This is a genomic window from Mycobacterium sp. UM_CSW (assembly GCF_000455205.1).
In the GTDB taxonomy this organism is placed as follows: Bacteria; Actinomycetota; Actinomycetes; order Mycobacteriales; family Mycobacteriaceae; genus Mycobacterium.
Genome location: NZ_AUWQ01000040.1, coordinates 14,071 through 39,705 on the forward strand (window position 1 = coordinate 14,071; position 25,635 = coordinate 39,705).

19 protein-coding genes and 2 pseudogenes are annotated in these 25,635 nt (G+C 67.4%); 11 read left to right on the plus strand and 10 right to left on the minus strand.

All coding sequences use genetic code 11. From position 1 onward, the window contains the following. Positions 1 to 128: 128 nt before the first annotated feature. Complete coding sequence (locus N415_RS15875; RefSeq protein WP_068183618.1) at positions 129 to 2,399, plus strand: ATP-dependent DNA ligase; 2,271 nt, start codon at positions 129 to 131, stop codon at positions 2,397 to 2,399. Then, positions 2,396 to 4,336 (plus strand): fumarylacetoacetate hydrolase family protein, encoded by a 1,941-nt coding sequence (locus tag N415_RS15880; RefSeq protein WP_068183620.1) that lies wholly within the window; start codon positions 2,396 to 2,398, stop codon positions 4,334 to 4,336. The genes N415_RS15875 and N415_RS15880 overlap by 4 nt, the downstream gene beginning before the upstream one ends. A 66-nt stretch (positions 4,337 to 4,402) precedes the next feature. On the opposite strand, the gene N415_RS15885 is transcribed toward N415_RS15880, so the two are convergent. Then, on the minus strand, positions 4,403 to 5,317 hold the full coding sequence (locus N415_RS15885) for a class I SAM-dependent methyltransferase (RefSeq protein ID WP_068183623.1): 915 nt from the start codon (positions 5,315 to 5,317) through the stop codon (positions 4,403 to 4,405). Between the two features lie 83 nt (positions 5,318 to 5,400). Here N415_RS15885 and N415_RS15890 point away from each other — a divergent pair, with 83 nt between their 5' ends. Beyond that, positions 5,401 to 6,198 carry an enoyl-CoA hydratase/isomerase family protein gene (locus N415_RS15890; RefSeq protein WP_193376460.1) on the plus strand — a complete coding sequence of 266 codons (798 nt, stop codon included), beginning with the start codon at positions 5,401 to 5,403 and terminating at the stop codon, positions 6,196 to 6,198. 3 nt (positions 6,199 to 6,201) lie between these two features. On the opposite strand, the gene N415_RS15895 is transcribed toward N415_RS15890, so the two are convergent. From N415_RS15895 to N415_RS15910, 4 genes are all read right to left on the minus strand, one after another. Next, entirely contained in the window at positions 6,202 to 7,068 is an 867-nt protein-coding gene (locus N415_RS15895) for an LLM class flavin-dependent oxidoreductase (RefSeq protein ID WP_068183627.1), read from the minus strand. A 91-nt stretch (positions 7,069 to 7,159) separates the two neighbouring features. Beyond that, positions 7,160 to 7,933 (minus strand): STAS domain-containing protein, encoded by a 774-nt coding sequence (locus N415_RS15900; protein ID WP_239645585.1) that lies wholly within the window; start codon positions 7,931 to 7,933, stop codon positions 7,160 to 7,162. A 306-nt stretch (positions 7,934 to 8,239) separates the two neighbouring features. Then, on the minus strand, positions 8,240 to 9,178 hold the full coding sequence (locus N415_RS15905; protein ID WP_239645587.1) for a DUF4873 domain-containing protein: 939 nt from the start codon (positions 9,176 to 9,178) through the stop codon (positions 8,240 to 8,242). Between the two features lie 230 nt (positions 9,179 to 9,408). Further along, positions 9,409 to 10,314 carry a diiron oxygenase gene (locus N415_RS15910; RefSeq protein WP_068183629.1) on the minus strand — a complete coding sequence of 302 codons (906 nt, stop codon included), beginning with the start codon at positions 10,312 to 10,314 and terminating at the stop codon, positions 9,409 to 9,411. Between the two features lie 102 nt (positions 10,315 to 10,416). On the opposite strand from N415_RS15910, the gene cobF reads away from it, so the two are divergent. From cobF to N415_RS15925, 4 genes and pseudogenes are all read left to right on the plus strand, one after another. Continuing rightward, positions 10,417 to 11,169 (plus strand): precorrin-6A synthase (deacetylating), encoded by a 753-nt coding sequence (cobF, locus tag N415_RS15915; RefSeq protein ID WP_068183665.1) that lies wholly within the window; start codon positions 10,417 to 10,419, stop codon positions 11,167 to 11,169. A gap of 5 nt (positions 11,170 to 11,174) precedes the next feature. Then, positions 11,175 to 11,417 (plus strand): annotated as a pseudogene (locus N415_RS32745) (DNA-formamidopyrimidine glycosylase family protein); the annotation flags it as partial. Positions 11,418 to 11,567: 150 nt separating this feature from the next. Next, complete coding sequence (locus tag N415_RS32750; RefSeq protein WP_239645589.1) at positions 11,568 to 12,038, plus strand: zinc finger domain-containing protein; 471 nt, start codon at positions 11,568 to 11,570, stop codon at positions 12,036 to 12,038. Between the two features lie 29 nt (positions 12,039 to 12,067). Continuing rightward, positions 12,068 to 12,817, plus strand: coding sequence for an SDR family oxidoreductase (locus N415_RS15925; protein ID WP_068183637.1), 750 nt, complete (start codon positions 12,068 to 12,070; stop codon positions 12,815 to 12,817). Between the two features lie 3 nt (positions 12,818 to 12,820). Here N415_RS15925 and pgi read toward each other — a convergent pair whose 3' ends face one another. Continuing rightward, on the minus strand, positions 12,821 to 14,485 hold the full coding sequence (pgi, locus tag N415_RS15930) for a glucose-6-phosphate isomerase (protein ID WP_068183639.1): 1,665 nt from the start codon (positions 14,483 to 14,485) through the stop codon (positions 12,821 to 12,823). A 52-nt stretch (positions 14,486 to 14,537) separates the two neighbouring features. Then, positions 14,538 to 14,852 (minus strand): chorismate mutase, encoded by a 315-nt coding sequence (locus N415_RS15935; RefSeq protein ID WP_081665298.1) that lies wholly within the window; start codon positions 14,850 to 14,852, stop codon positions 14,538 to 14,540. A gap of 358 nt (positions 14,853 to 15,210) precedes the next feature. Between N415_RS15935 and N415_RS15940 the strand changes: the two genes are divergently transcribed. Continuing rightward, positions 15,211 to 18,594, plus strand: a complete 3,384-nt coding sequence (locus tag N415_RS15940; RefSeq protein WP_068183669.1) for a pyruvate carboxylase — start codon at positions 15,211 to 15,213, stop codon at positions 18,592 to 18,594. Positions 18,595 to 18,826: 232 nt separating this feature from the next. After that, positions 18,827 to 21,154 carry a DNA helicase PcrA gene (gene pcrA / locus N415_RS15945; protein WP_068183646.1) on the plus strand — a complete coding sequence of 776 codons (2,328 nt, stop codon included), beginning with the start codon at positions 18,827 to 18,829 and terminating at the stop codon, positions 21,152 to 21,154. On the opposite strand, the gene N415_RS15950 is transcribed toward pcrA, so the two are convergent. Next, on the minus strand, positions 21,151 to 21,702 hold the full coding sequence (locus N415_RS15950) for a hypothetical protein (protein WP_193376459.1): 552 nt from the start codon (positions 21,700 to 21,702) through the stop codon (positions 21,151 to 21,153). The genes pcrA and N415_RS15950 overlap by 4 nt on opposite strands. A gap of 1 nt (position 21,703) precedes the next feature. Beyond that, a complete protein-coding gene (locus N415_RS15955; RefSeq protein ID WP_239645591.1) occupies positions 21,704 to 22,762 on the minus strand; it encodes a M23 family metallopeptidase in 1,059 nt (352 codons plus the stop codon). A gap of 326 nt (positions 22,763 to 23,088) precedes the next feature. Here N415_RS15955 and sucC point away from each other — a divergent pair, with 326 nt between their 5' ends. Together sucC and sucD are read left to right on the plus strand one after the other, a co-directional pair. Further along, entirely contained in the window at positions 23,089 to 24,252 is a 1,164-nt protein-coding gene (gene sucC / locus N415_RS15960; RefSeq protein WP_068183649.1) for an ADP-forming succinate--CoA ligase subunit beta, read from the plus strand. Positions 24,253 to 24,266: 14 nt separating this feature from the next. Continuing rightward, a complete protein-coding gene (gene sucD / locus N415_RS15965) occupies positions 24,267 to 25,169 on the plus strand; it encodes a succinate--CoA ligase subunit alpha (RefSeq protein ID WP_068183653.1) in 903 nt (300 codons plus the stop codon). 87 nt (positions 25,170 to 25,256) lie between these two features. Here sucD and N415_RS31940 read toward each other — a convergent pair. Further along, positions 25,257 to 25,635, minus strand: a pseudogene (locus N415_RS31940) (PE family protein); the annotation flags it as partial.

Consider the following 25,635-nt stretch of genomic DNA (forward strand, 5'->3'; position numbering starts at 1 on the left):
TTCCACTGTGCCTCGACGCGGTCCCTGGTTTAACCCTTCCGTGGTTGATGTCACAAAACAAATTGGCAGCGAAGGCGATAATCGGTGGTCAGAGCAGTTAACAGCGTTGAAACGCGTAGGTTGACAGCATGGCAGCACGGGTGAAGCTCACCAACGCCGACAAGGTGCTGTATCCGGCGACGGAGGACGGCCGAATGGCCGTCACAAAAGGGGACGTCTTCGACTACTACACCCGCATCGCCGAGGTGATGCTGCCGCACATCGCCGGGCGGGCAGCCACCCGCAAGCGCTGGCCCAACGGCGTCGAGCAGGAGTCGTTCTTCGAAAAGCAACTGGCGTCGTCGGCGCCCGACTGGCTGCCGCGGGCCAGCGTCACCCACCGGTCCGGGACGACGACCTATCCGATCATCGACAGCGCCGACGGGTTGGCCTGGATCGCGCAGCAGGCGGCGCTGGAGGTGCACGTCCCGCAGTGGCGGTTCGTCGCCGAGTGGACCCGGAGCAGGGCCGAAGAGCTCAAGCCCGGCCCGGCAACGCGATTGGTCTTCGACCTGGATCCGGGCGAAGGCGTGACGATGCCGCAACTGTGCGAGGTCGCCCATGCCGTGCGGGACCTGATGACCGACATCGGGCTGACCACATTCCCGCTCACCAGCGGCAGCAAGGGGGTGCACCTCTACGCGCCACTGGACAACCCGGTGAGCAGCAAGGGCGCCACCGTGTTGGCCAAACGCGTTGCCCAGCAACTGGAAAAGGCAATGCCCAAGCTGGTCACCTCGACCATGACCAAGAGCCTGCGGGCGGGAAAGGTGTTCCTCGACTGGAGCCAGAACAACGGTTCCAAGACCACCATCGCGCCGTACTCCCTGCGCGGGCGCGAACATCCGACCGTCGCGGCACCGCGCACCTGGGAAGAGCTCGAGGATCCGTCGGTGGGCCAGCTGCGCTACGACGAGGTGCTCGACCGGGTCGCCCGCGACGGCGATCTGCTGGCGGCGCTCGACGCCGACGCACCGGTCAGCGACCGGCTCAGCAAGTACCGCAGCATGCGGGACGCGTCGAAAACCCCCGAACCGGTCCCGGCGGCGAGACCCGTTACCGGCCAGGGCAATTCGTTCGTCATCCAGGAGCACCACGCCCGCCGCCTGCACTACGACTTCCGGCTCGAGCGCGACGGCGTCCTGGTGTCGTGGGCGGTGCCGAAGAACCTCCCCGACACCCCGTCGGTCAACCACCTCGCGGTCCACACCGAGGACCACCCCCTCGAATACGGCTCGTTCGAGGGGAACATCCCCAAGGGGGAGTACGGCGCCGGCAAGGTGGTCATCTGGGATGCCGGCACGTACGAGGCGGAGAAGTTTCAGGAGGACGAGGTGATCGTCAACCTGCACGGCAACCGAATCTCCGGGCGCTACGCGCTGATTCAAACCAACGGCGACCAATGGCTGGCGCACCGGATGAAGGACCAGAAGGTCTTCGAGTTCGACACGATCACGCCGATGCTCGCCTCGGAGGGTTCGGTGGCCGGCCTCAAGGCCGGGCAGTGGGCATTCGAGGGCAAATGGGACGGCTATCGGCTCCTGGTGGAGGTCGATCACGGCGACTTGCGGATCCGGTCCCGGCGCGGCCGCGAAGTAACAAAGGAATATCCCGATTTGCGTTCGCTGGCAGCCGATCTCTCCGGGCATCACGTGGTGCTGGACGGCGAGGCCGTCATTCTGGACGAGAACGGGGTGCCCAGCTTCCACGCGATGCAAAACCGGGGTCGCGGCGCCCGCGTCGAGTACTGGGCGTTCGACCTGCTCTACCTCGACGGCCGCTCGTTGCTGCGGGCGCGCTACTCCGACCGGCGAAAGCTGCTGGAATTCCTTGCCGCCACAGGAAATCTGACCGTGCCCGACCTGCTGACCGGTGACGGGGCCCAGGCGCTCGAGCACTCGCTGAAGTACGGCTGGGAGGGCGTGGTCGGGAAAAAGCGTGACTCCACCTATCAGCCGGGCCGGCGTTCGGCGTCGTGGATCAAGGACAAGAACTGGAACACCCAGGAAGTCGTCATCGGCGGCTGGAAGGCAGGCGAGGGCGGGCGCACCAGCGGCATCGGCTCGCTGCTGATGGGAATCCCGGGGCCCGACGGCTTGCGCTTCGCCGGACGCGTCGGCACCGGGTTCACCGAACGCGACCTGGCGAACCTGAAGAAGACGTTGGCGCCGTTGCAGACCGACCAATCCCCATTCCACCCGCCGCTGCCCCGGCAGGATGCCAAGGGGGTGACGTTCGTCGAACCGGTCCTCGTCGGCGAGGTGCGCTACAGCGAATGGACCCCGGATGACCGGTTGCGCCAATCGAGTTGGCGCGGTCTGCGGCCGGACAAGGAACCAAGTGAGGTGGTACGCGAGTGAAGTGGGTGACCTTTCGAGGCGACGACGACGAACGCACCGGGGTGCTCTCCGGTGACACCGTCCACGCGATGCCGCCGGGCGTGACGCTGCTCGACCTGATCGGTCGAGGCGCCGACGGGCTGCGCCGGGCCGGCGAAGAGGCGTTGCGTTCCCCGTCGGCCGTCGCGCGGCTCGACGACGTGACGGTGCTGGCTCCGATTCCGCACCCGCCGTCGATCCGCGACTCCCTGTGCTTCTTGGATCACATGCGCAACTGTCAGGCCGCGATGGGCGGCGGCCGGGTGCTCGCCGACACCTGGTACCGCATCCCGGCGTTCTACTTCGCGTGCCCCACAACCGTTTTAGGCCCCTACGAAGACGCCCCGACGGCGCCGGGAAGCGCTTGGCAGGACTTCGAATTGGAGATCGCCGCCGTCATCGGTGTCAGCGGCAAGGACCTGACCGTCGAGCAAGCCGAAGACGCCATCATCGGCTACACCATCTTCAACGACTGGTCCGCACGCGACCTGCAGCAGCGGGAAGGCCAGCTCGCGATCGGGCAGGGCAAGGGCAAGGACAGCGGGGTCACACTGGGCCCCTACCTGGTGACGCCCGACGAGCTCGAGCCGTACCGGCGAGACGGCAAGCTTGACCTGCAGGTGACCGCGTTGGTCAACGACACCGTGATCGGTTCGGGGTCGACCGCCCAGATGGACTGGACCTTCGGCGAGGTCATCTCCTACGTCTCGCGCGGCGTGCCGCTTATGCCCGGCGACGTCATCGGCTCCGGAACCGTGCCCACTTGCACGCTCGTCGAGCACCTCAATCCGGCTGCGCTGGAATCATTTCCGGGATGGCTGCACGACGGCGACGTCGTCACCCTGCGGGTCCAGGGCTTGGGCGAGACCCGGCAAACCGTGCGCGCCAGCGGCCCGCCGCATCCCCTGGCCGCTCGGCGCAACCCGGACGCCGCGCCCGCCCCGGCCCGGGTCAACCGGGCCCCGGCGAAGGTGCCCTACACGCGCGGCCTGCACGAGGTCGCCGACCGGGTGTGGGCGTGGACGCTCCCGGACGGCGGCTACGGGTGGAGCAACGCCGGGCTGATCGCCGGCGACGGCGGGTCACTGCTCGTCGACACGCTGTTCGACCTGGCGCTGACCCGCGAAATGCTCGCCGCGATGAGGACAGTCACCTCATCCGCTCCCATCACCGACGCCCTGATCACCCACTCCAACGGCGACCACACCCACGGCAACCAGCTGCTGGACGCGTCGGTGCGCATCCTCGCCGCGCAGGGCACCGCCGACGAGATCGCGCACGGGATGGCGCCCGAGATGCTGGCCATGGCGCAGACCGCGAACCTCGGCCCGGTCGCGACGCCGTACGTGCGAGACCGCTTCGGGCACTTCGACTTCAGCGGCATCAAGCTGCGCAACGCCGACCAGACGTTCGAGCGCGAACTCACCGTCGAGGTCGGCGGGCGCCGCATCGACCTGCTGAACCTCGGCCCCGCCCACACCGCCGCCGACTCGGTGGTGCACGTGCCCGACGCGGGGGTGCTGTTCGGCGGCGACCTGCTGTTCATCGGCTGCACCCCGATCGTGTGGGCCGGCCCCACCGCCAACTGGATCGCGGCGTGCGACGCGATGATCGCGCTCGACGCCCCAACCGTGGTGCCGGGCCATGGCCCGGTCACCGATCCAGACGGGATCCGCGCGGTCCGTGGCTATCTCGCGCACGTGGCGGACCAGGCCGAGGCCGCCTACCGCAGGGGCCTGTCGTGGGCCGAGGCGGCCGATTCGATCGACCTTGGCGAGTACGCGACCTGGCTGGACGCCGAGCGGGTCGTCGTCAACGTCTATCAGCGCTACCGCGAACTCGACCCGGACACACCACAACTGGAGGTGATGGCCTTGCTGGTGATGCAGGCCGAGTGGCTCGCCAAGCGCACTTCGTGACCGCGAAAGTGCAACTACCGACGCGTTCCCCGAGAGCGGGTGTTGGCAGTTGCACTTTCGCGGCGGCTAGGTCTTGATCGCCCGCACGAAATTGATGGTGGCGGCGGGTCCGTGCTCGGCCTCCAGCAGTTCCGGCAGGCCCGCCGCGGCGAACAGGTCGGTGAGCGCGAAAGTGGTTGTCGCCCAACCGTCGGCGCCCAGATGTGCGGCGACGTCGGTGTGCTTGCCGGGGTAGGTCAGCGCGGCGATGTCCAGGTCGAGCCCGTGCCAGCGCCAGCCCTCGGTGGTGCGCCGCGCCTGCTCCTCCGACTCCCGCGAGGCGTCGTTGAGCGACCCATAGTCCGCGGCGAAGCGGCTGCCCTCGCTGGACAGCGGGGTGATCGCATCCAGCAGCCGAACCTCGGCCTCCGGCGGCAGAAATCCGATCAGCACCCCCTCGGCCAGCCACGCCGTGGGTTGCGCGGGGTCGAAGCCGGCCTCCTGCAGCGCCGCCGGCCAATCCTCGCGGAGGTCGATGCCGATGGTGCGCAACTCGGCTGTGGGGGCCGCGCCGATCTCCGACAGCGCCGCGGTCTTGAAGGCGATCACCTCGGGCTGATCGATCTCATACACCGTCGTCCCGGTCGGCCACGCAAGCCGATACGAGCGGGCGTCGAGCCCCGACGCCACGATCACCACCTGCCGCAGGCCCGCCTTGCCGGCCGCGGCGAAGTAGTCGTCGTAAAACCGGGCGCGGGCGGCGAACGTGTCGACCATGCGGGGAAATCCGATGCCCTTCTCGAGGTCGTCGGCGTCGAGTTCACCGCTGGCCAACTTCGTGAACACGCCCAGGCCAACGGCGCGGACCAGCGGCTCGGCGTACTCGTCGGTGACGACGGGCTGCGAATTCCGGGTGGCGGCCGCGCGCGCCGCGGCGACCATGGTGGCGGTGGCGCCCACGCTGCTGGCCAGGTCCCAGGTGTCATCTTCGGTTCGTGCCATGCTCTCTCCTTCGATAGGCGGCAAAACCACGGTATGCCGCACCGGTAAACACCCATGTCGCCTACGGTTCACCTATGCCCGCAGTGGAATTCGAAACTCTCGAGGACAACATCGCCTGCATCACCCTGAACCGGCCGGAGCGGCTGAACGCGATCGACGGGGCGCTGATCGGCGGCGTCGACGCAGCCCTCGACGCGCTCGGCGACGGTGAGCACCGGGTCGCGATCATCACCGGGGCCGGGCGGGGCTTCTGCGCCGGCGCCGATCTCAGCGGCACCGGCGAGGCCTGGACCAAGCCCAGGCCGACCAGCCCGCCGTTCAAGGTCAACTATGACTCGCAGGTGCGCCTAGCCGAGCTGTTCACCCGGATCTACGAGCTGCCCATCCCGGTGATCTCCGCGGTCAACGGCGTGGCCGTCGGGGGCGGGCTTGCCTTCACCCTCGTCAGTGATATCCGCGTCGCGTCCGAGAACGCCCGGTTCGGATCGGTGTTCATCAAGGCGGGCTTCTCGTCGATGGACATGGGGACCAGCTACCTGCTGCCCAAGATCGTGGGCGCCGGGGTCGCGCGTGAGCTGATGCTGACGGGTCGCATCATCGACGCGGACGAGGCTTATCAGATCAAGCTGGTGCACGAGGTGGTGCCGGCGGATGAGCTGATGCCGGCCGCGATCAGGCTGGCCCGATCCATCGCCGAGAACAACGCGTATGGCGTGTGGCAGACCAAGATTGGGCTCAACGCGGCGCTGGACGCGCCGAGTCTGCGCCACGCCATCGAGCTGGAGAACCGCACCCAGATCCTCAGCGGCTTCACCAACAATCCGACCGAAGCGGCCATGGCCCACATGGAGAAGCGGCCCCCGAAGTGGGATCCCCTGTGACGGCTAAACTTTCGCGATCACGTTCTCCGCGAACATCTCCAGGTTGCGGATCTTGTTGTCCAGCGGCTCGTCGTCTTTGCCCATGATGTAGGGAATGCGGAAGCCGACGATCACGTCGGTGACGCCCTTGTCCTCGAGCCGCTTGATGCCGTCCGCGGTGTAGGCGTCCACCGAGATGACGTGGATCTCGAACGGGCCGGTCTTGCCCGCTTCCTCGCGATACCGCTTGAGCTTGGCGAGCAGCGCGTCGAGTTCCTCCGGATCGCCGCCGCCATGCATCCAGCCGTCCAGGCGTGCCGCGCGGCGCAGCGCGGCGTCGGCGTGTCCGCCGATCAGAATCGGGATCGGCTTGGTCGGAGCCGGGGTCATCTTTGTCTTGGGGATGTCGTAGAACTCGCCGTGGAATTCGAAGTAGTCGCCGGTGGTGAGGCCTTGGATGATCTCGATGCATTCGTCCATCCGCTTGCCGCGCTTGGCAAATGGAACGCCCAGCAGTTCGTAGTCCTCGGGCCACGGGCTCGTGCCGACCCCGAAACCCACGCGGTTATCGGTCATCGCGGCCAGTGAACCGATTTGCTTGGCCACCAACGCGGGTGGCCGAATGGGCAGCTTGAGCACGAAGAAGTTGAACCGCAGCGTCGACGTCACCGCGCCCAACGCCGACGTAAGCACGAAGGTTTCGATGAACTCCTTGCCGTCCAGGAATTCGCGGTTGCCGTCGGGGGTGTACGGATACTTCGAGTCGGATTCGAAGGGATAGGCGATGCTGTCGGCGATCGTCATGGCGTGGTAGCCGGCGGCTTCGGCCGCCTTGGCGAGCGGGATGTAGTAGCGAAAGTCCGTCATCGCCTCTGCGTAGGTGAACCGCACGTCATCCGCCTTCCTGGAGGGACCGTCACACGAGATTAGAACGTGTTCTACTTTTACCCGCGCGCGGGTCCCTGAACAAGGTGTCGTCTGGCTAGAGCTGGTTCTCGGGCCCGATGACGGCCCAGACGGTCTTGCCCGACGCCGTCGGGGTGCTGCCCCAGGCGCGTGACAACGCGTCGACGATCGCCAGGCCGGACACGTCGATGCCCTTGTCCGGCGACGGCAGCCGCAGGGCGGGTGTGCTGCTGGCGTCGGACACTGCGATGGTGGCCGTCGCGCCGTCGGTCTCGACCCGCATCATCGGCACGCTTCCGGTGTGCTCGAGCACGTTCTCCACGAACACGTTGACGACCACCAGCGCGACCGGGATGAGCGTGGACTGCGACCACGCGGTCAGCCACTCGCGGACCAGCCGGCGTGACTCGCGAAGACTGGTCAGGTTGGCGGGCAGCTCGGCATCGGCGTGGCGCACGGTGCGGCTGGTGAGCCGGTCGAGCGCCTTCATCGCGGACTTCTCGGTCGCGTACACCGGCATGAAGCGGGCGACCTCGCTCCGGGTGATCGCCTCGCGGGCGGCGCGGTCCGCGCACACCAGCACGATCGGGACGTCGGGCCGGGTGTGCGCCTGCCAGCGCACGCCGATGAAGCTCGACCAGACCGATTCCTCGGGGACCTGCAGGCGGGAGACGTTGACGAGGACGGCGGACGGCTCGTCCAGCGTCGCCTTCGTGATGATGTCGCGCAGCGCCGCGGAGCTGCTGCCGTCGAGCACGCCCTCGACCGTGAGCACGACGACCGACTGCTCCGTGCGCGTCGCAACGGCCAGCGAGCTCGGTGACTCAGCTACCGCGCTCACCGCAGCCACCCCTTTCCGGTCAGGGCTTTATCCTCGCCGACCGAGCCCCGGCAAGCCGTGTTATCCGGGTGCGCGTGTCTCAATAGCAATTTAGGCCCCCGCGTTCCCACCGTGAAAGACGGCGGATGCGATTTCCTGATCCGGTCCGCTGCCATATCCCCCGCTCCTGGAATTCCCGCCCGCCAATTGCTTGAGAACCCGCCCCCTTGGCGGCGAAAACTGCCCATCCGTCGCAGCACAGTGAGATGAAAAGAGACTAACGCGGTTACCCGAACGTCACGATCGGCAAACCTTCGAAATACCGCGCTGCGCGGGTCAGCTCAGCGCGTACGGCGGAGCGCCGACCCCCGCCACCGTGTGCGTGCCCCACGGGGTCCGCTCGATGATGCGGGCCGGCGCGCTGCGCTCGCCGACCGTCAGGATCGCGGTGCGTGCCTGCTTGAGCGACTCGTCGGGCAGCGCTGAGGAACCGAAGACCGTGCCTTGCCAGTGGTAATGGCCGTCGATCGGATCCAGGTGGCCGGCGAGACGCACGCGCACCGGATGGTCGGATCCGGCGATCGTCAGCGTCGCCGCGCCCTCGTATGTCGCGTCGGTCCCGGCCGCGCCGGACGTCAACTCGAACGCCGACGCCACCGGCTGGGGCTGGGCCGGTCGCACACAGACGCGCTCGTTGAACACCCGCTGGCTGCTGCGGCGCACTTCGATGCGGGTGCTGTCGGTGCGTTCCATCAGCGTGATGCACTCGGCGACATAGCGTGCTTGCGCGCCGGTGTCTGGCCCGGTGACGAAGAAGTAGTTGGGCAAGCCGCGAACGGCGACCCCGAAGTAGTGCTCCATGCCGTCGACCAGCGTGGTGCCCGACGTCGGGTCGAGCGCGGCGAACCCGGTCCCGTAGATGATGGCATCGGCGTCGTGATCGACGCCGTCGGCGGTTCGGACGCGCGATGCGGTGATGGCGACGACGGGCGATCTCACCAGCGCGGGCCGCGGCGCCGCGTCGGCGGCCGGTTTGATGCGGCGACGCAGCCAGCGCTTGGCGCGGGTGGCGGGCAGCGGCAGCTCGTCGACGACCCGGCGCGGCGGGTGTGCGAAGACCGTGACCGAGGCCGCCGAATTCATCAGCCGCGGGATGTGGTGACCGGCGGTGGAATCGGCGCCGATGACGGCGACGCGCTTGCCGGTCGGGTCGAAGCCCGCCGGCCACTGCGCTGCGTGAAACGACTCGCCTAGGAAGTCGTCGCGTCCGGCGATGTCCGGTAACCACGGGACGGGCTGATGCGCGGCGACGACGACGCGGGCCCGCACGGGTTCGCCACCGGCCGTCGTCAGCAGCCAGGTGTCGGTGGCGTCGTCGAACTCTGACCCGAGCACGTCGCGGTCGAGCGTCGCGACGTCGGTGATCCCGGCCGCCCGCAGGGCCGCCCGTGCGCTGTCTCCCGCCCCAACGACGAGCACCCGATGGCAGCGCACGGGCGACTGGGTCACAGGAATCGGCTGCGCTTCCAGCCGCGCCGCGCGATCGGGCCCAGCAGGCCGACCTCGGTCAGAAACGCCGCCAGCGGCGCGAAGCCGGCAACCTGCATCTCGCGGCGGTGCGGGCTGGTGCGCGCGGTCCTTCGTGCCCGCTTCGCGTCCAGGCCCACGCGTGCGTACGGGATCGGGTTGCTGAACAAGTAGTTGAAGAAGTAACCGCCCAGCCCGTTGATGTTGGCCATGAACCAGCGGTTGAGCCGCGGCATCTCCGCCGCGCGCTTGCGGGCACCGTCGCGGGCGAACTGAATGTGGCGGGCCTCTTCGGTGACGTGGATCCGCATGAGCCGCTGGATGATTGGCTGCAGCTCGGGGTCGTCCATCATCTGCCGTTGCAGCGAGTCGAAGATCTCTTCGCCGATGAGGGCGGCAATCCACAGCATCGAGCCGCGCTGGAACGCCAGCGGCAGCGCGTTGATGATCCACCGGTGAAACAGCCTCGGCCGCACCGGCTTTGCGCCGATGCGCTCGATGGCCTTGCCGAACATGACCATGTGCCGGGTCTCGTCACCCAGCTCGGTGAGCTTGTAATGCGTCGAAGAGCTGGTGGGGTCCTCGTGCAAGATGGTCCGCAGCAGCGACTGGTTGAGCATGTTCTCGAACCAGATCCCGGCCGAGAGCGTGTTGACCAGTTCCTGGCGGGACAGGTCGATCTGCTGCTCGCGCGTCATCTCGTCCCACATCGGGGTGTTGTACAACGACACCAGCCGCGGCGGCAGGTAGAACTTGTCGGGGTCCAGCGGCGCGTCCCAGTCGATGTCGACCACCGGCTCGTAGGACTTCTTGACCGAGCCCTTCAGCAATCGGTCTGAGAACTCCTCACGACTCGGCCCACTTGGCTTCACCGGAGCGGTCATTGCGTGGCGTCCCTTCGTCGGGTGCTGCAGGCGGTACCCATGGTACTGGGTACTTGAGGGGCCGACTAGGCCTTCCAGGTTTCGATTCGGTTGACTGGCGTGGTGGGTCGGCACATTCACGTCATCGGCATCGGCGCCGGCGACCCGGGCTATGTGACCGTTCAGGCCATCGAGGCGCTCAACGACACCCAGGTTTTCTTCGCGATGGACAAGGGGGAGACGAAAAGCGAGCTGGTCGCCCTGCGACGCGAGATCTGTGCCCGGTTCATCCGGCAGCCCGGGTATCGCTTCGTGGAGTTGCCCGATCCCAAGCGCTCGACCGAGGCCGACTATCGGGACGCGGTCGCGGACTGGCACGCCGCGCGGGCGCGGGTGTGGGCGGACGCCATCTCCGCCGAGCTGGGCCCCGACGGCGTCGGCGCCTTCCTGGCCTGGGGCGACCCGTCGCTGTACGACAGCACGCTGCGCATCCTCGACGCCATCAAGGCCGAAGCCGCCGAGCTCGAGTTCAGTTACGACGTCATCCCGGGCATCACCGCGGTCCAGGCGCTCACGGCTCGGCATCGCATCCCGCTCAACGAGGTCGGCGAGCCGGTCCTCATCACCACCGGCAGGCAGCTGCGGAGGAACGGCTTGGCCGGCTCGGCGGTGGTGATGCTCGACGCCGACTGCTCGTTTCAGACGTGCCCGCCCGACACGAAGATCTGGTGGGGCGCCTACCTCGGCACCGGTGACGAGCTGCTGGTGGCCGGCACCGTCGGCGAGGTCGCGGCGCGCATCGTGGCGCTGCGCGCCGACGCCCGCGCGCGGCACGGCTGGATCATGGACACCTATTTGCTCAGACCGGCAGACTGAAGGGCGTGCCCGAACTACCCGAAATCGAAGCGCTCGTCGACCATTTGCGCCGCCACGCCGTCGGATCGACCATCGGTCGCGTCGACGTCGTTGCGTTTTCGGTGCTGAAGACCTTCGACCCGCCGATCAGCGTTCTGCACGGTCAATCGGTGACCGGGGCCCAGCGCTGGGGCAAATACCTAGGCTTGCAGGCCGGGCCGTTGTTCCTGATCGCCCACCTGTCGCGCGCGGGGTGGCTGCGGTGGTCGGACAAGCTGGCCGCGGCCCCGCTGCGTCCCGGCAAGGGCCCGATCGCCATGCGGGTGCACCTGGGCACGCGCGGTGAGGCACCCGGCTTCGACCTCACCGAGGCCGGCACGCAGAAGCGGCTGGCGGTGTGGCTCGTCGACGACCCGCAGCTGGTGCCCGGCATCGCCGCCCTCGGCCCCGATGCGCTGGAGCTCAGCCCCGAGGACCTGGCCGGGGTGCTGGCCGGCAACACCGGCCGGATCAAGACGGTCATCACCGATCAGAAGGTGATCGCGGGCATCGGCAACGCTTACAGCGACGAGATCCTGCACGTCGCGAAGATCTCGCCGTTCGCCACCGCGGGCAAGCTGTCCGACGAACAGCTCACCGCCCTGCACGACGCGATGATCTCGGTGCTGACTGACGCGGTGAGCCGCTCCGTCGGCCAGGGCGCCGCCATGCTCAAGGGGGAGAAGCGCTCCGGCCTTCGCGTGCACGCCCGCACCGGCCTGCCGTGCCCGGTCTGCGGGGACACCGTGCGCGAAGTGTCGTTCGCGGACAAGGCTTTTCAGTACTGCCCGACGTGCCAGACCGGCGGCAAGGTGCTCGCCGACCGCCGCTTGTCGCGGCTGCTCAAGTAGCCGCCGGCAACGGTCGATATGCTGCCCGGGTGACTCGTCAGAAGATCCTCATCACCGGCGCCAGTTCCGGCCTGGGCGCCGGGATGGCGCGCTCCTTCGCCGCCAAGGGCCGCGACCTCGGGCTGTGCGCCCGTCGCACCGACCGGCTCGACGAGTTGAAAGCCGAACTGACGCAACAGTATCCGGGAATCAAGATCGCCGTTGCCGCGCTGGACGTCAACGACCACGAGCAGGTGCCGAAGGTGTTCGCCGAAATCAGCGACGAGCTCGGCGGGGTCGACCGCATCGTCGTCAACGCCGGTATCGGCAAGGGTGCGAAGCTGGGCTCGGGCAAGCCGTGGGCGAACAAAGCGACCCTGGAGACCAACCTGGTCGCCGCCCTGGTGCAGATCGAGGCCGCGCTGGAATTGTTCGCCAAAAGCGGACAGGGCCATCTGGTGCTCATCTCGTCGGTGCTCGGCAACAAGGGGGTGCCGGGCGTCAAAGCCGCTTACGCCGCAAGCAAAGCCGGGATGCGCTCGCTGGGTGAATCGCTGCGCGCCGAATACCGACGCGGCCCCATCAAGGTTTCGCTGATCGAGCCGGGCTACATCGAGTCGGAGATGACCGCCAAGTCCGCGAGCACAATGTTCATGGTGGACAACGAAACTGGCGTCAAGGCGTTGGTCGACGCGATCGAGCGCGAACCCGGCCGCGCCGTCGTGCCGTGGTGGCCGTGGGCCCCGCTGGTCCAGTTGATGCGGGTGCTGCCGCCCCCGCTGACGAGGGTGTTCGCCTAGCCGTCAGCTCGTGCGTCCGCGCTCGGTGCGGTAGCGGCGGACCAGCGCGTCGGTCGAGCTGTCGGTCTGCGGCGCGGGTGAGGCGTCGCCGGTGATCACCGGAAGCAGCGCCTTGGCCTGCGTTTTGCCTAGCTCGACACCCCACTGGTCGAATGAGTCGATGCCCCAGATCACCCCCTCGGTGAAGACCTGGTGTTCGTAGAGCGCAATCAGCTGACCCAGCACCGACGGGGTGAGCCGGTCGGCCAAAATCGAAGTGGACGGCCGGTTTCCGGGCATCACCTTGTGCGGCACAACGTCGGGGGGTGTGCCCTCGGCGGCGATCTCCTCGGCGGTCTTGCCGAACGCCAGCACCTGAGTCTGGGCGAAGAAGTTGCTCATCAACAGGTCGTGCATGCTGCCCGTGCCGTCGGCGGTGGCCAGGTCGTCGGTGGGTTGGCTGAAGCCGATGAAATCGGCCGGCACCAGCCGGGTGCCCTGGTGCAGCAACTGGTAGAACGCGTGCTGGCCATTGGTTCCCGGTTCGCCCCAGAAGATTTCACCGGTGTCGGTGGTGACCGGCGTGCCGTCGGCGCGGGTCGACTTGCCGTTGGATTCCATGGTCAGCTGTTGCAGGTAGGCCGCGAAGCGGGCCAGGTCGTTCGAATACGGCAGCACCGCGCGCGATTGCGCGCCCATGAAGTTGGAGTACCACAGCCCGATCAGGCCGAGCAGCACCGGCGCGTTCGACTCCAGCGGGGCGGTCTGGAAATGCCGGTCGACGATGTGGAATCCGGACAGGAAATCAGCGAACGCCTCCTTGCCGATGACGGCCATCACCGACAGCCCGATCGCCGAGTCGACCGAATAGCGCCCGCCGACCCAGTCCCAGAACCCGAACATGTTGTCGGTGTTGATGCCGAAGTCGTCGACCAGGCGCTTGTTGGTGGAGACCGCCACGAAATGCTTGGACACCGCGGCGTCGCCGAGCGCGTCGGTCAGCCAACGGCGCGCGGCGGTCGCGTTGGTCAGCGTCTCCAGGGTGGAGAAGGTCTTCGACGCGACGATGAAAAGCGTTGTAGCCGGGTCCAAGTCGGCCAGCTTGGCGACCAGGTCGGCGGGGTCGATGTTGGAGACGAAGCGCGCCGAGATTCCGGCGTCCGCGTAGTGGCGCAGCGCCTGGTAAGCCATGGCCGGCCCCAGGTCCGACCCGCCGATCCCGATGTTGACCACGGTGCTGATCTTTTTCCCGGTGGCCCCGGTCCATTCACCGCTGCGTAACCGGTCGGTGAAGTCGCCCATCTTGTCCAGCACGGCGTGCACGTCCTCGACGACGTTCTGGCCGTCGACGATCAGCTCGGCGTCCCGCGGCAGCCGCAGCGCGATGTGCAGCACGGCCCGGTCCTCGGAGGTGTTGATGTGTGCGCCGGAGAACATCTGGTCGCGGCGCTCCTCGAGGTTAGCCGTGCGCGCCAGGTCGACCAGCAGCCCCAGCGTCTCTCGGGTCACCCGGTGTTTGCTGTAGTCGATGTAGAGGTCGCCGGCGGTCACGGTGAGCTCGCGGCCGCGATCGGGGTCCTCGTCGAAGAACTGCCGCAGATGGGTCTGGCCGATTTGTTCGTGATGCCTGCGCAGGGCGTCCCACGCCGGGGTGGCGGTGATGTCGGGGATGGTTTGCAGGGAGGTCATGATTTGACCCTAGTGCGGTCCGACGGGGCGGAGCCAGGTGTGACGGATGGCCTCAGTGGCCGAGCCGGCCCCGGCCCAGCCGCAGCAACAGCATCGCCAGGTCTTTACCGTCGGGACCGAGCTCGCTGTAGCGCTCGATGACCTTCATCTCGCGGCTGTGGACCAGCCGGGTGCCGCCGGACGCCATCCGTACCTTGCCGATCGCCTGCGATACTTCGGCTCGCCGCTTCACCGCGGCGAGGATCTCGGCGTCCAGTCGGTCGATCTCCTGGCGCAACGCGTCAATGTCGGTAGCCTCTTGGGACTCGACCATCTCGATGTTCATCTCTAACTCCGCATTCTCTTGATGTGGGGGTTCTGGTCTCATCCGTTATCGGGCCTCACAAAAGAGACGAGCCCCGAATCCGGAAGCGGACCACGGGGCTCTGCGAAAGCAGCTACACCACGGGCACCGCTGGCCGGTACCCATAAAAAAATCGGCGCTGCATGTTGAGCACTCACCGAGTGTGCCACTAAGGGCCGTAACCACGCAAAAGGGTCTTAGTGATCATCGACGTCAGCAATCAAATAGGTTCGGTGGCCGCCCGCCCACGATCCTTCGCGACCGGAGTCCAGGGTCATCGAAGGCGGCCCTGAGTTGCGTTCCGGCTCCGGCCGCGAAGCCCAGACATCCGATCAGCCCGGCATGGTTCGATGCTCACGGCGTTCGCTCTATGGTGAAAACCGTGCTCACAAAAGTACTGGTCGCTAACAGGGGCGAGATCGCCATCCGCGCCTTTCGGGCGGCCTACGAACTGCAAATGGCCACCGTGGCGATCTACCCGTACGAAGACCGCAATTCTGTGCACCGGCTGAAAGCCGACGAGTCGTATCAGATCGGCGAGGAGGGGCACCCGGTGCGGGCCTATTTGTCGGTTGACGAGATCGTCGCCACCGCCCTGGCGTGCGGAGCGGACGCGATCTACCCCGGGTATGGATTCCTTTCGGAGAATCCAGACTTGGCGACGGCGTGCGCGGCCGCGGGCATTACGTTCGTCGGCCCGAGCGCTGAGGTGCTCGAGCTGACGGGCAACAAGTCGCGGGCTATTGCGGCGGCGAGGGCGGCGGGTCTTCCGGTGCTGGCCTCCTCTGCACCCTCGACATCAGTGGACGAGCTGGTGTCGGCCGCCGAGTCCATGGCCTTCCCTCTGTTCGTCAAGGCGGTGGCCGGCGGAGGCGGCCGCGGGATGCGCCGAGTTACCGACGCGGCGGCGCTGCCCGAGGCAATCGAGGCGGCAAGCCGCGAGGCCGAGTCCGCCTTCGGCGATGCCTCGGTGTTCCTCGAGCAGGCCGTGCTCAACCCGCGGCACATCGAGGTGCAGATTCTGGCCGACACCCGGGGCAACGTGATGCACCTCTACGAGCGGGATTGCAGCGTCCAACGCCGGCATCAGAAGGTCATCGAAATCGCACCGGCGCCGAACCTGGATCCCGAATTGCGGGAGCGCATCTGCGCGGACGCGGTGAAGTTCGCACAAAGTATCGGCTATACATGCGCAGGCACGGTCGAGTTTTTGCTAGACGAGCGCGGCAACCACGTGTTCATCGAGATGAACCCGCGCATCCAGGTCGAGCACACCGTCACCGAGGAGATCACCGACGTCGACCTGGTGTCCGCCCAGCTGCAGGTTGCCGGGGGGCAGACCCTGGAACAGATTGGCTTGAGCCAGGATTCGCTCGTCCCGCACGGCGCGGCGCTGCAGTGCCGCATCACCACCGAGGATCCGGCCAACGGATTCCGTCCGGACACGGGTCGAATCACCGCCTATCGCACCCCGGGTGGGGCGGGAATTCGGTTGGATGGCGGAACGACGCTGGGGGCCGAGATCAGTGCGCATTTCGATTCGATGCTGATCAAACTGACCTGTCGGGGCCGGGATTTTTCCACGGCCGTGCGGCGTGCGCGGCGCGCGGTTGCGGAGTTCCGCATCCGCGGCGTGTCGACGAACATTCCCTTCTTGCAATCGGTTCTGGACGACGCGGATTTCCAGGCCGGCCGTATCACGACGTCGTTCATCGAGCAGCATCCACAGCTGCTCACGGCGCGCAGTTCGGCGGACCGCGGCACCAAGATCCTCACGTACCTGGCCGACGTAACGGTCAACAAGCCGCACGGTGAACGCCCCTCGGCTGTGTACCCGAACGACAAGCTTCCTGACATAGACCTGTCGACGGATCCGCCAGCAGGATCCAAGCAGCGCCTGATCGAACTCGGGCCGGAGCGGTTCGCGGGGTGGCTACGCCAGTCGCCGGGCGTCCGTGTCACGGATACCACGTTCCGCGACGCGCACCAGTCCCTGCTGGCTACGAGGGTGCGCACCAGCGGACTGGTCATGGTGGCGCCATACATCGCCCGGATGATGCCCCAGCTGCTGTCGGTCGAATGCTGGGGCGGGGCGACTTACGACGTCGCGCTGCGCTTTTTGAAGGAGGACCCATGGGAGCGGCTCGCGGCCTTGCGTGAAGCGATGCCCAACATCTGCCTACAAATGCTGCTGCGCGGGCGCAACACCGTTGGCTACACGCCCTATCCCGAGACCGTCACGACGGCATTCGTCGAGGAGGCGACTGCGACCGGCATCGACATCTTTCGGATCTTCGACGCGCTGAACAACGTCGACTCGATGCGCCCCGCGATCGACGCGGTTCGCCAAACCGGTACCGCCGTAGCCGAGGTGGCGATGTCCTACACGGGCGATCTCAGCGATCCGGCCGAAAAGCTCTACACCCTGGACTACTACCTGAAGCTGGCCGAACAGATTGTGACGGCGGGCGCACACGTGCTGGCGATCAAGGACATGGCCGGGCTGTTACGCGCCCCCGCCGCGACCACACTGGTTTCCGCGCTCAAGGCTCGGTTCGACCTGCCGGTGCACGTACATACGCACGACACTCCCGGTGGGCAATTGGCGACCTACGCGGCGGCCTGGCACGCCGGAGCCGATGCCGTCGATGGCGCAGCGGCGCCGCTGGCCGGGACTACCAGCCAGCCAGCGCTGTCCTCCATCGTGGCCGCCGCAGCGCATACCGAATACGACACCGGCCTGTCCCTGGCCTCCGTGTGCGATCTGGAGCCGTACTGGGAGGCGTTGCGCAAGGTGTACGCGCCGTTCGAATCCGGGCTGCCCGCCCCGACAGGGCGGGTGTACCGCCATGAAATCCCGGGTGGGCAATTGTCTAACCTGCGTCAGCAGGCGATCGCGCTGGGTTTCGGTGACCGGTTCGAAGAGATCGAAGATGCCTACGCCGGGGCCGATGCCATCCTCGGGCATCTGGTCAAGGTGACCCCGTCGAGCAAGGTGGTCGGGGACTTGGCGCTGGCCCTCGTCGGCGCAGGCGTCAGCGCGCAGGATTTCGCCGATGACCCGGCGCGTTACGACATTCCGGACTCGGTCATCGGTTTCCTGCGTGGGGAACTTGGTGACCCGCCCGGCGGTTGGCCCGAGCCTTTACGCACCAAGGCATTACAGGGGCGCGGTCCGGCGAAGGCGGAGCAACAGCTGTCAGCCGAGGATGAAAAGGCGTTGGCCGCAAGGGGTATCGACCGCCAGGCAACGCTGAATCGGCTGCTGTTCCCCGGACCGACCAAAGAATTCGAGGACCATCGTGAGCAATACGGCGACACCTCCCGGCTGAGCGCCAATCAGTTCTTTTATGGACTTCGGCAGGGGGACGAACACCGTGTCGAGCTGGAGCGCGGTGTGGAGTTGCTCATCGGTCTAGAGGCGATTTCCGATGCCGACGAACGCGGCATGCGGACAGTGATGTGCATCCTCAACGGGCAGTTGCGTCCGGTCGTGGTGCGTGACCGCAGCATCGCCGCCGATGTGCCGAATGCTGAGAAGGCTGACCGTAACAATCCGGATCACGTCGCGGCCCCATTTGCCGGGGTCGTCACCGTGACTGTGGCCATCGATGAGGAAGTCGCTACGGGACAGACGATTGCGACGATCGAAGCGATGAAGATGGAGGCTGCCGTTACTGCTCCGAAGGCGGGCAAGGTCGCACGGGTAGCGGTGTCTCACACCGCACAAGTCGAGGGTGGCGACCTGTTGGTGGTTATCAGCTAACGGGCGCCTCGAGGCAGCCGGGCGCCATCGCGGATGACGTCCGACGCCCGTGGCCCTGGCGCCGACCGCGGCGCCCTGTGCTGCGGCTCGGCTGGATTCAGGGTTCATCGCCGCTATCGCAGAGTTGCGTGTGCTCATAGGTGTCGTCGGGGAGTCCGGCACCGCTGGTCGCGCCGCGCCGGAGCCCCTGGCCAGCGAAGTAGTCGGTGGGCGGCGGTAAATTTGGAGCGACATGAGTGTGCACGCGACCAGTAGTACTGATGCCAAGTCCGCCCCCGAAGCAGAGCAGCTGCTCGACGGGCTCAACCCGCAACAACGTCAGGCGGTGGTGCACGAGGGTTCGCCCCTGTTGATCGTGGCGGGCGCGGGCTCGGGCAAGACGGCCGTCCTGACGCGGCGCATCGCCTACCTGATCGCGGCGCGGGGCGTCGGCGTCGGCCAGATCCTGGCGATCACCTTCACCAACAAGGCCGCCGCGGAGATGCGCGATCGGGTGGTGCGGCTGGTGGGCCCCCGGGCCCGCGCGATGTGGGTGTCGACGTTCCACTCGACCTGCGTGCGCATCCTGCGCAATCAGGCGTCGCTGATCAAGGGCCTCAACTCCAACTTCTCGATCTACGACGCCGACGACTCGCGGCGGCTGCTGCAGATGATCGGCCGCGACATGGGGCTCGACATCAAGCGCTACTCGCCCCGGCTGCTGGCCAACGCCATCTCCAACCTGAAGAACGAGCTGATCTATCCGGACGAGGCCGTCGCCAACCTGACCGACGATTCCGACGAGTTGAGCCGCACGGTGGCCTCCGTGTACGGCGAATACCAGCGGCGGCTGCGGGCGGCCAACGCGTTGGACTTCGACGACCTGATCGGGGAGACCGTCGCGGTGCTGCAGACGTTCCCCGAAATCGCGCAGTACTACCGGCGGCGGTTCCGCCACGTGCTGATCGACGAATACCAGGACACCAACCACGCGCAGTACGTGTTGGTCCGGGAATTGGTCGGCACCGAGACCGTCGACGACGTGCCGCCCGGCGAGCTGTGCGTGGTCGGCGATGCCGACCAGTCGATCTATGCGTTCCGCGGCGCCACCATCCGCAACATCGAGGACTTCGAGCGTGACTACCCGGACGCGAGAACCATTCTGCTGGAACAGAATTACCGCTCCACGCAGAACATTCTGTCGGCCGCCAACTCGGTGATCGCCCGCAACTCCGGGCGCCGCGAGAAGCGGCTGTGGACCGACGCCGGCGCCGGCGAGCTGATCGTCGGCTACGTCGCCGACAACGAGCACGACGAGGCCAGGTTTGTTGCCGAGGAGATCGACGCGCTCGCCGAGCGCGGCGAGATCACCTACAACGACGTGGCGGTGTTCTATCGCACCAACAACTCGTCGCGGTCGTTGGAGGAGGTCTTCATCCGCGCCGGGATCCCGTACAAAGTCGTTGGGGGAGTGCGGTTTTACGAACGCAAGGAGATCCGCGACATCGTCGCCTACCTGCGTGTGCTGGACAACCCCGGTGATGCGGTCAGCATGCGGCGCATCCTCAACACGCCGCGCCGGGGGATCGGGGATCGCGCCGAGGCGTGCGTGACGGTGTACGCCGAGAACACCGGTGCCAGCTTCGCCGACGCGCTGGTGGCGGCGGCCGAGGGCAAAGTGCCGATGCTGAACACGCGCGCGGAGAAGGCGATCGCGGGTTTCGTCGAGCTGCTGGACGACCTGAGGGGGCACCTCGACGATGACCTCGGCGACCTGGTCGAGTTGGTGCTCGAACGCTCCGGGTATCGCAACGAGCTGGAGTCCTCCACCGACCCGCAGGAGCTGGCCCGGCTGGACAACCTCAACGAATTGGTCAGCGTCGCACACGAATTCAGCGCCGATCTGGCAAACGCGGCCGCGCTGGACGAGTCGGCGCCCGAGGACGAAGACGTGCCGGACACCGGTGTGCTGGCGGCGTTTCTGGAGCGCGTCTCGCTGGTCGCCGACGCCGACGACATCCCGGAGCACGGCGCCGGGGTCGTCACGCTCATGACGCTGCACACGGCGAAGGGTCTGGAGTTCCCGGTGGTGTTCGTTACCGGCTGGGAGGACGGGATGTTCCCCCACATGCGGTCGCTGGACGATCCGACCGAGCTTTCCGAGGAGCGGCGGCTGGCCTACGTCGGCATCACCCGGGCGCGTCAGCGGCTCTATGTGAGCAGGGCCATCGTCCGGTCCTCGTGGGGCCAGCCGATGCTCAACCCGGAATCGCGCTTCCTGCGCGAGATTCCGCAGGAGCTGATCGACTGGCGGCGCAGCGCACCCGCGCCGTCGTTCAGTGCCCCGGTGAGCGGCGCCGGACGGTTCGGCGCGCCGCGGCCGTCGCCGACCCGCTCGGGCGCAAGCAAACGCCCGCCGCTGGTGCTGCAACCCGGCGATCGGGTGACCCACGACAAGTACGGGCTCGGCCGGGTCGAGGAGGTCTCTGGCGTCGGCGAATCGGCCATGTCACTGATCGATTTCGGCAGCGCGGGGAGGGTGAAGCTGATGCACAACCACGCCCCGGTCAGCAAGCTTTAGGCCTGCAGCCAGCGTTTGGTCTGCGGGTGAAACGCCAGCACCACGCTGGCGACCGGCAGCAGCCACAGGGTGTACACGATCCACGCCACCCGCGCGCCCGCGATGAACACGCCCCCGTAGGTCAGCACCGCGACCACCGCCCCGGCCGCGATGAGGTAGCGCCCCACCGGCCGATGCTGCAGCAACAAGATCACGCCCGACACCGTGGTGATCGCGAACACCAGCGCCAGAAACGCGACCGCGATGCAGAACAGGCGGTCGGTTCGCCACCAGCCGGCGATCAGGTCGGTGGCCACCACGGACGTGGCCCAGCCGCTGACGATGCTGACAGCGGCGGCGGCGACGGCCGTCCGGCCGCTCGGTTCGGGGCCCGGCAGAACCCGGGGCCGGGCGGGAGTCGCCTGGTACGGGGGGATCTGCGTGGTCGGTGACTCCGGCACAACGGGCATTGGCCCGGTCGGTGCCCGGCGAATGATCCGAGTCTGCGATTCCGAGGGGGGTGTTGCCGTCTCGGGTGGCGGGGCAGGCGGGTCGTTCGGCGAAGTCACCTCAGCCAGCGTAATTGCCGACGTTAAGTCCCCGCTTTGCGAGCCACGGCACCGGGTCGATCCGCTCCGTGCCGCCCTGCAGCACCTCGAAGTGCAGGTGCGGTCCGGTGGAATTGCCGCGGTTGCCCATGGTCGCGATCTGGTCGCCGGCCATCACGCGCTGGCCGACGCTGACCAGCGTCGTGTTGACGTGGCCGTAGAGCGTGACCGTGCCGTCGGCGTGGCGGAGCTTGACCAACGCCCCGTAACCGGCGGCCGGCCCGGAGTCGATGACGACGCCGTCGGACACCGCATAGATCGGTGTGCCGATCGAGTTGGCCAGGTCGATGCCGGCGTGCAGCACACCCCAGCGGTAGCCGAAGTTCGAGGTGAAGATCCCCTTCGTCGGCATCACATAGAGCGGTTGCTGCAATCGCGCCTCGCGCTGCGCGCGATCGTTGGCGAAGGCCACGCCTCGAGCGAATTCCTCGTTGTGCACCGCGGCATTCGCCGCCGGCGCGACCGCGATCACCTGGGCGCCGCGGATGGTGTTCGGGCCCGTCCCGCCGTCGAGCGCCGAGGCGTTGGCCGTCAGCACGGCCTCCGTCTTGGGGGTGTCGGCGTGGCTGGTCGCCGTGTGGGCCGCCGCGGCGGCGGCGCCGGCCGCCATCGCGGAGATCAGCAGGCGGCCCCTGGCCGCGCTGGTCGGCTGCTTGCGGTGCTGCCCGCCGCGCCGGATCACCGGAATGACGTCCGTGATGTCCGAGTGGTTGTGGCGATGCTCTTCGATGCCGGGAGCGTCCGGCTGAAATCGCGCCGGGACCGGCACGGCGGCGGGCGCGGCCAGCAACAGCGGGGCCAGGTCGTCGACGTCGTGCAGGTCATCGAGCTCCGGCGCCAGCAGCACTTGAGCCTCGTTGTCGAAGGTCGAGTCGTTGCTGAAGTCCAGGTCTTTGAGATCGCCGGACTCGTCGGCGAATTCCAGGTCGTCGAAGTCGAATCCGTCGAGCGGAAGGATCTCGGTGACTTCGTTTCGGTGGGTCTCCGTCCACCGGCCGCCGGCTGCGCGACCGACCCTCACGACGCCGGTTGACACGGCTGAATGACGGGCTAAACGGTGCTGCGACAAGCTGAATTGTCCTCGTATCGTGACCATAACGTTATCTGGACCCTAGGAAGGTATCCGCTAACCGACGGGCCTTGCAACCTCGGGCGAAGAAGCCAACCGATATTGTGATTCGCATCACTTTGGAGGCGTGCCGGTATGCCGTGAGCTGTGCCACATCGGTGGACGCGACGGTAGCAGGAATTCGGCGGGTGGATACAGTGCCAGCGTGCGAGTTGCCGATTCCGGCGCCGCCGCCAACGTATAGGCCTAGCAGCAAGCCGACCGAAGACAGTGAGGCCATGGACCTTTTCGAGTATCAAGCCAAAGAATTGTTCGCCAAGCACAACGTACCGAGCACGCCCGGGCGAGTGACCGACACCGCCGACGGCGCCCGGGCCATCGCCGAGGAGATCGGTCGCCCGGTGATGGTCAAGGCGCAGGTCAAGATCGGCGGTCGCGGCAAGGCGGGCGGCGTCAAGTACGCCGCCACCCCGGAAGACGCATACGAACACGCCAAGAACATCCTCGGCCTGGACATCAAGGGCCACGTCGTGAAGAAGCTGCTGGTCGCCGAGGCCAGCGACATCGCCGAGGAGTACTACATCTCCTTCCTGCTCGACCGCGCTAACCGCACCTACCTGGCGATGTGCTCGGTCGAGGGCGGCATGGAGATCGAGGAGGTGGCCGCCACCAAGCCCGACCGCCTGGCCAAGGTGCCGGTGAGCGCCGTCAAGGGTGTCGACGTGGCGACCGCGCGGTCCATCGCCGAGCAGGGCCACCTGCCGGCCGAGGTGCTCGACGCCGCCGCCATCACCATCTCCAAGCTGTGGGAGCTTTTCGTCGCCGAGGACGCGACCCTGGTGGAGGTCAACCCGCTGGTGCGCACGCCGGACGACCGGATCCTGGCGCTGGACGGCAAGGTCACCCTGGACGCCAACGCCGACTTCCGCCACCCCGACCACACCGAGTTCGAGGACCGCGAGGCCACCGACCCGCTGGAGCTCAAGGCCAAGGAACACCACCTCAACTACGTCAAGCTCGACGGCCAGGTCGGCATCATCGGCAACGGCGCGGGGCTGGTGATGTCGACCCTCGACGTCGTCGCGTACGCCGGGGAGAAGCACGGGGGCGTCAAGCCGGCGAATTTCCTCGACATCGGCGGCGGCGCCTCGGCGGAGGTGATGGCCGCCGGGTTGGACGTGGTCCTGGGTGACCAGCAGGTCAAGAGCGTGTTCGTCAACGTCTTCGGCGGCATCACGTCGTGCGACGCGGTGGCCACCGGCATCGTCAAGGCCCTGGAAATTCTCGGCGGTGAGGCCAACAAGCCGCTGGTGGTGCGGCTCGACGGCAACAACGTCGACGAGGGCCGTCGCATCCTGACCGAGGCCAACCACCCGCTGGTGACGCTGGTGGCCACGATGGACGAGGCCGCCGACAAGGCCGCCGAGCTGGCGAGCGCCTGAGAGGACTTGGAACCATGTCGATCTTCCTGAACAAGAACAACAAGGTCATCGTCCAGGGCATCACCGGCAGCGAGGCCACCGTGCACACCGCCCGAATGCTCAAGGCGGGCACCCAGATCGTGGGCGGCGTCAACGCGCGCAAGGCGGGCACCACCGTCACGCACGAGGACAAGGGCGGCCGGATCGTCAAGCTGCCGGTGTTCGGCGGCGTCGCCGAGGCGATGAAAGAAACCGGCGCCGACGTGTCGATCATCTTCGTACCGCCGAAATTCGCCAAGGACGCCATCATCGAGGCCATCGACGCCGAGATCCCGCTGCTGGTCGTCATCACCGAGGGAATTCCCGTGCAGGACACCGCTTTTGCGTGGGCCTACAACGTGGAAAAGGGTGGCAAGACGCGCATCATCGGCCCGAACTGCCCCGGCATCATCACTCCGGGCCAGGCGCTGGTGGGCATCACCCCGGCCAACATCACCGGTTCGGGTCCCGTCGGGCTGGTGTCCAAGTCCGGCACGCTGACCTACCAAATGATGTACGAGCTGCGCGATTTCGGGTTCTCGACGTCGATCGGCATCGGCGGCGACCCGGTGATCGGCACTACCCACATCGATGCCATCGAGGCGTTCGAAAAGGACCCCGACACCAAGGTCATCGTGATGATCGGTGAGATCGGCGGCGACGCCGAGGAGCGCGCGGCCGACTACATCAAGGCCCACGTCTCCAAGCCGGTCGTCGGCTACGTCGCGGGATTCACCGCGCCGGAGGGCAAGACGATGGGCCACGCCGGCGCCATCGTGTCCGGCTCGTCGGGCACCGCGGCCGCCAAGAAGGAGGCCCTGGAGGCCGCGGGCGTCAAGGTCGGCAAGACCCCGTCAGAGACCGCGGCGCTGGCCCGGGAGATCCTCAAGAGCCTGTAGAGGTCTTCGGCGAGCAGACGCAGAATCGCGCGCCGCTGCGCGGATTTGTGCGATTCTGCGTCTGCTCGCGCTAGACGAGAGCGGCAATCACAGACCAGGTTGACCGTCGAGGCCAAGCAGCCCGCCGGACCCACCCTGACCGCCGGCGCCCCGGAACACGGGCGCCGTGCCGCCGTTGCCGCCGTTACCTCCGTTGCCGACCACCACGGCGTTGCCGCCAGCGCCGCCGGTGCCGCCCTTACCCGCGAGGGCGGTGCTGTTGCCGCCGTCGCCGCCGGCGCCTCCCTGGCCGAACAGGATGCCGGTATCGCCGCCGACCCCGCCGGCGCCCCCGGTTCCGCTGCCGCCGACCGTGCCGCCGGCGCCACCGGCGCCACCGGAGCCGGACAACACCCCGCCATGCCCGCCTCCTCCGCCGGCCCCGCCATTGAACCCGGTGCCGCCCGAGCCGCCGGTGCCGCCTGTG

Excerpts from the sequence above, each read along its gene's own strand:
- sucD (WP_068183653.1), top strand. The coding sequence starts at position 24,267 with ATGTCGATCTTCCTGAACAAGAACAACAAGGTCATCGTCCAGGGCATC.
- N415_RS15935 (WP_081665298.1), bottom strand. The coding sequence starts at position 14,852 with ATGAGACCAGAACCCCCACATCAAGAGAATGCGGAGTTAGAGATGAAC.
- pgi (WP_068183639.1), bottom strand. The coding sequence starts at position 14,485 with ATGACCTCCCTGCAAACCATCCCCGACATCACCGCCACCCCGGCGTGG.
- N415_RS15910 (WP_068183629.1), bottom strand. The coding sequence starts at position 10,314 with ATGACCGCTCCGGTGAAGCCAAGTGGGCCGAGTCGTGAGGAGTTCTCA.
- N415_RS15875 (WP_068183618.1), top strand. The coding sequence starts at position 129 with ATGGCAGCACGGGTGAAGCTCACCAACGCCGACAAGGTGCTGTATCCG.
- N415_RS15885 (WP_068183623.1), bottom strand. The coding sequence starts at position 5,317 with ATGGCACGAACCGAAGATGACACCTGGGACCTGGCCAGCAGCGTGGGC.
- sucC (WP_068183649.1), top strand. The coding sequence starts at position 23,089 with ATGGACCTTTTCGAGTATCAAGCCAAAGAATTGTTCGCCAAGCACAAC.
- pcrA (WP_068183646.1), top strand. The coding sequence starts at position 18,827 with ATGAGTGTGCACGCGACCAGTAGTACTGATGCCAAGTCCGCCCCCGAA.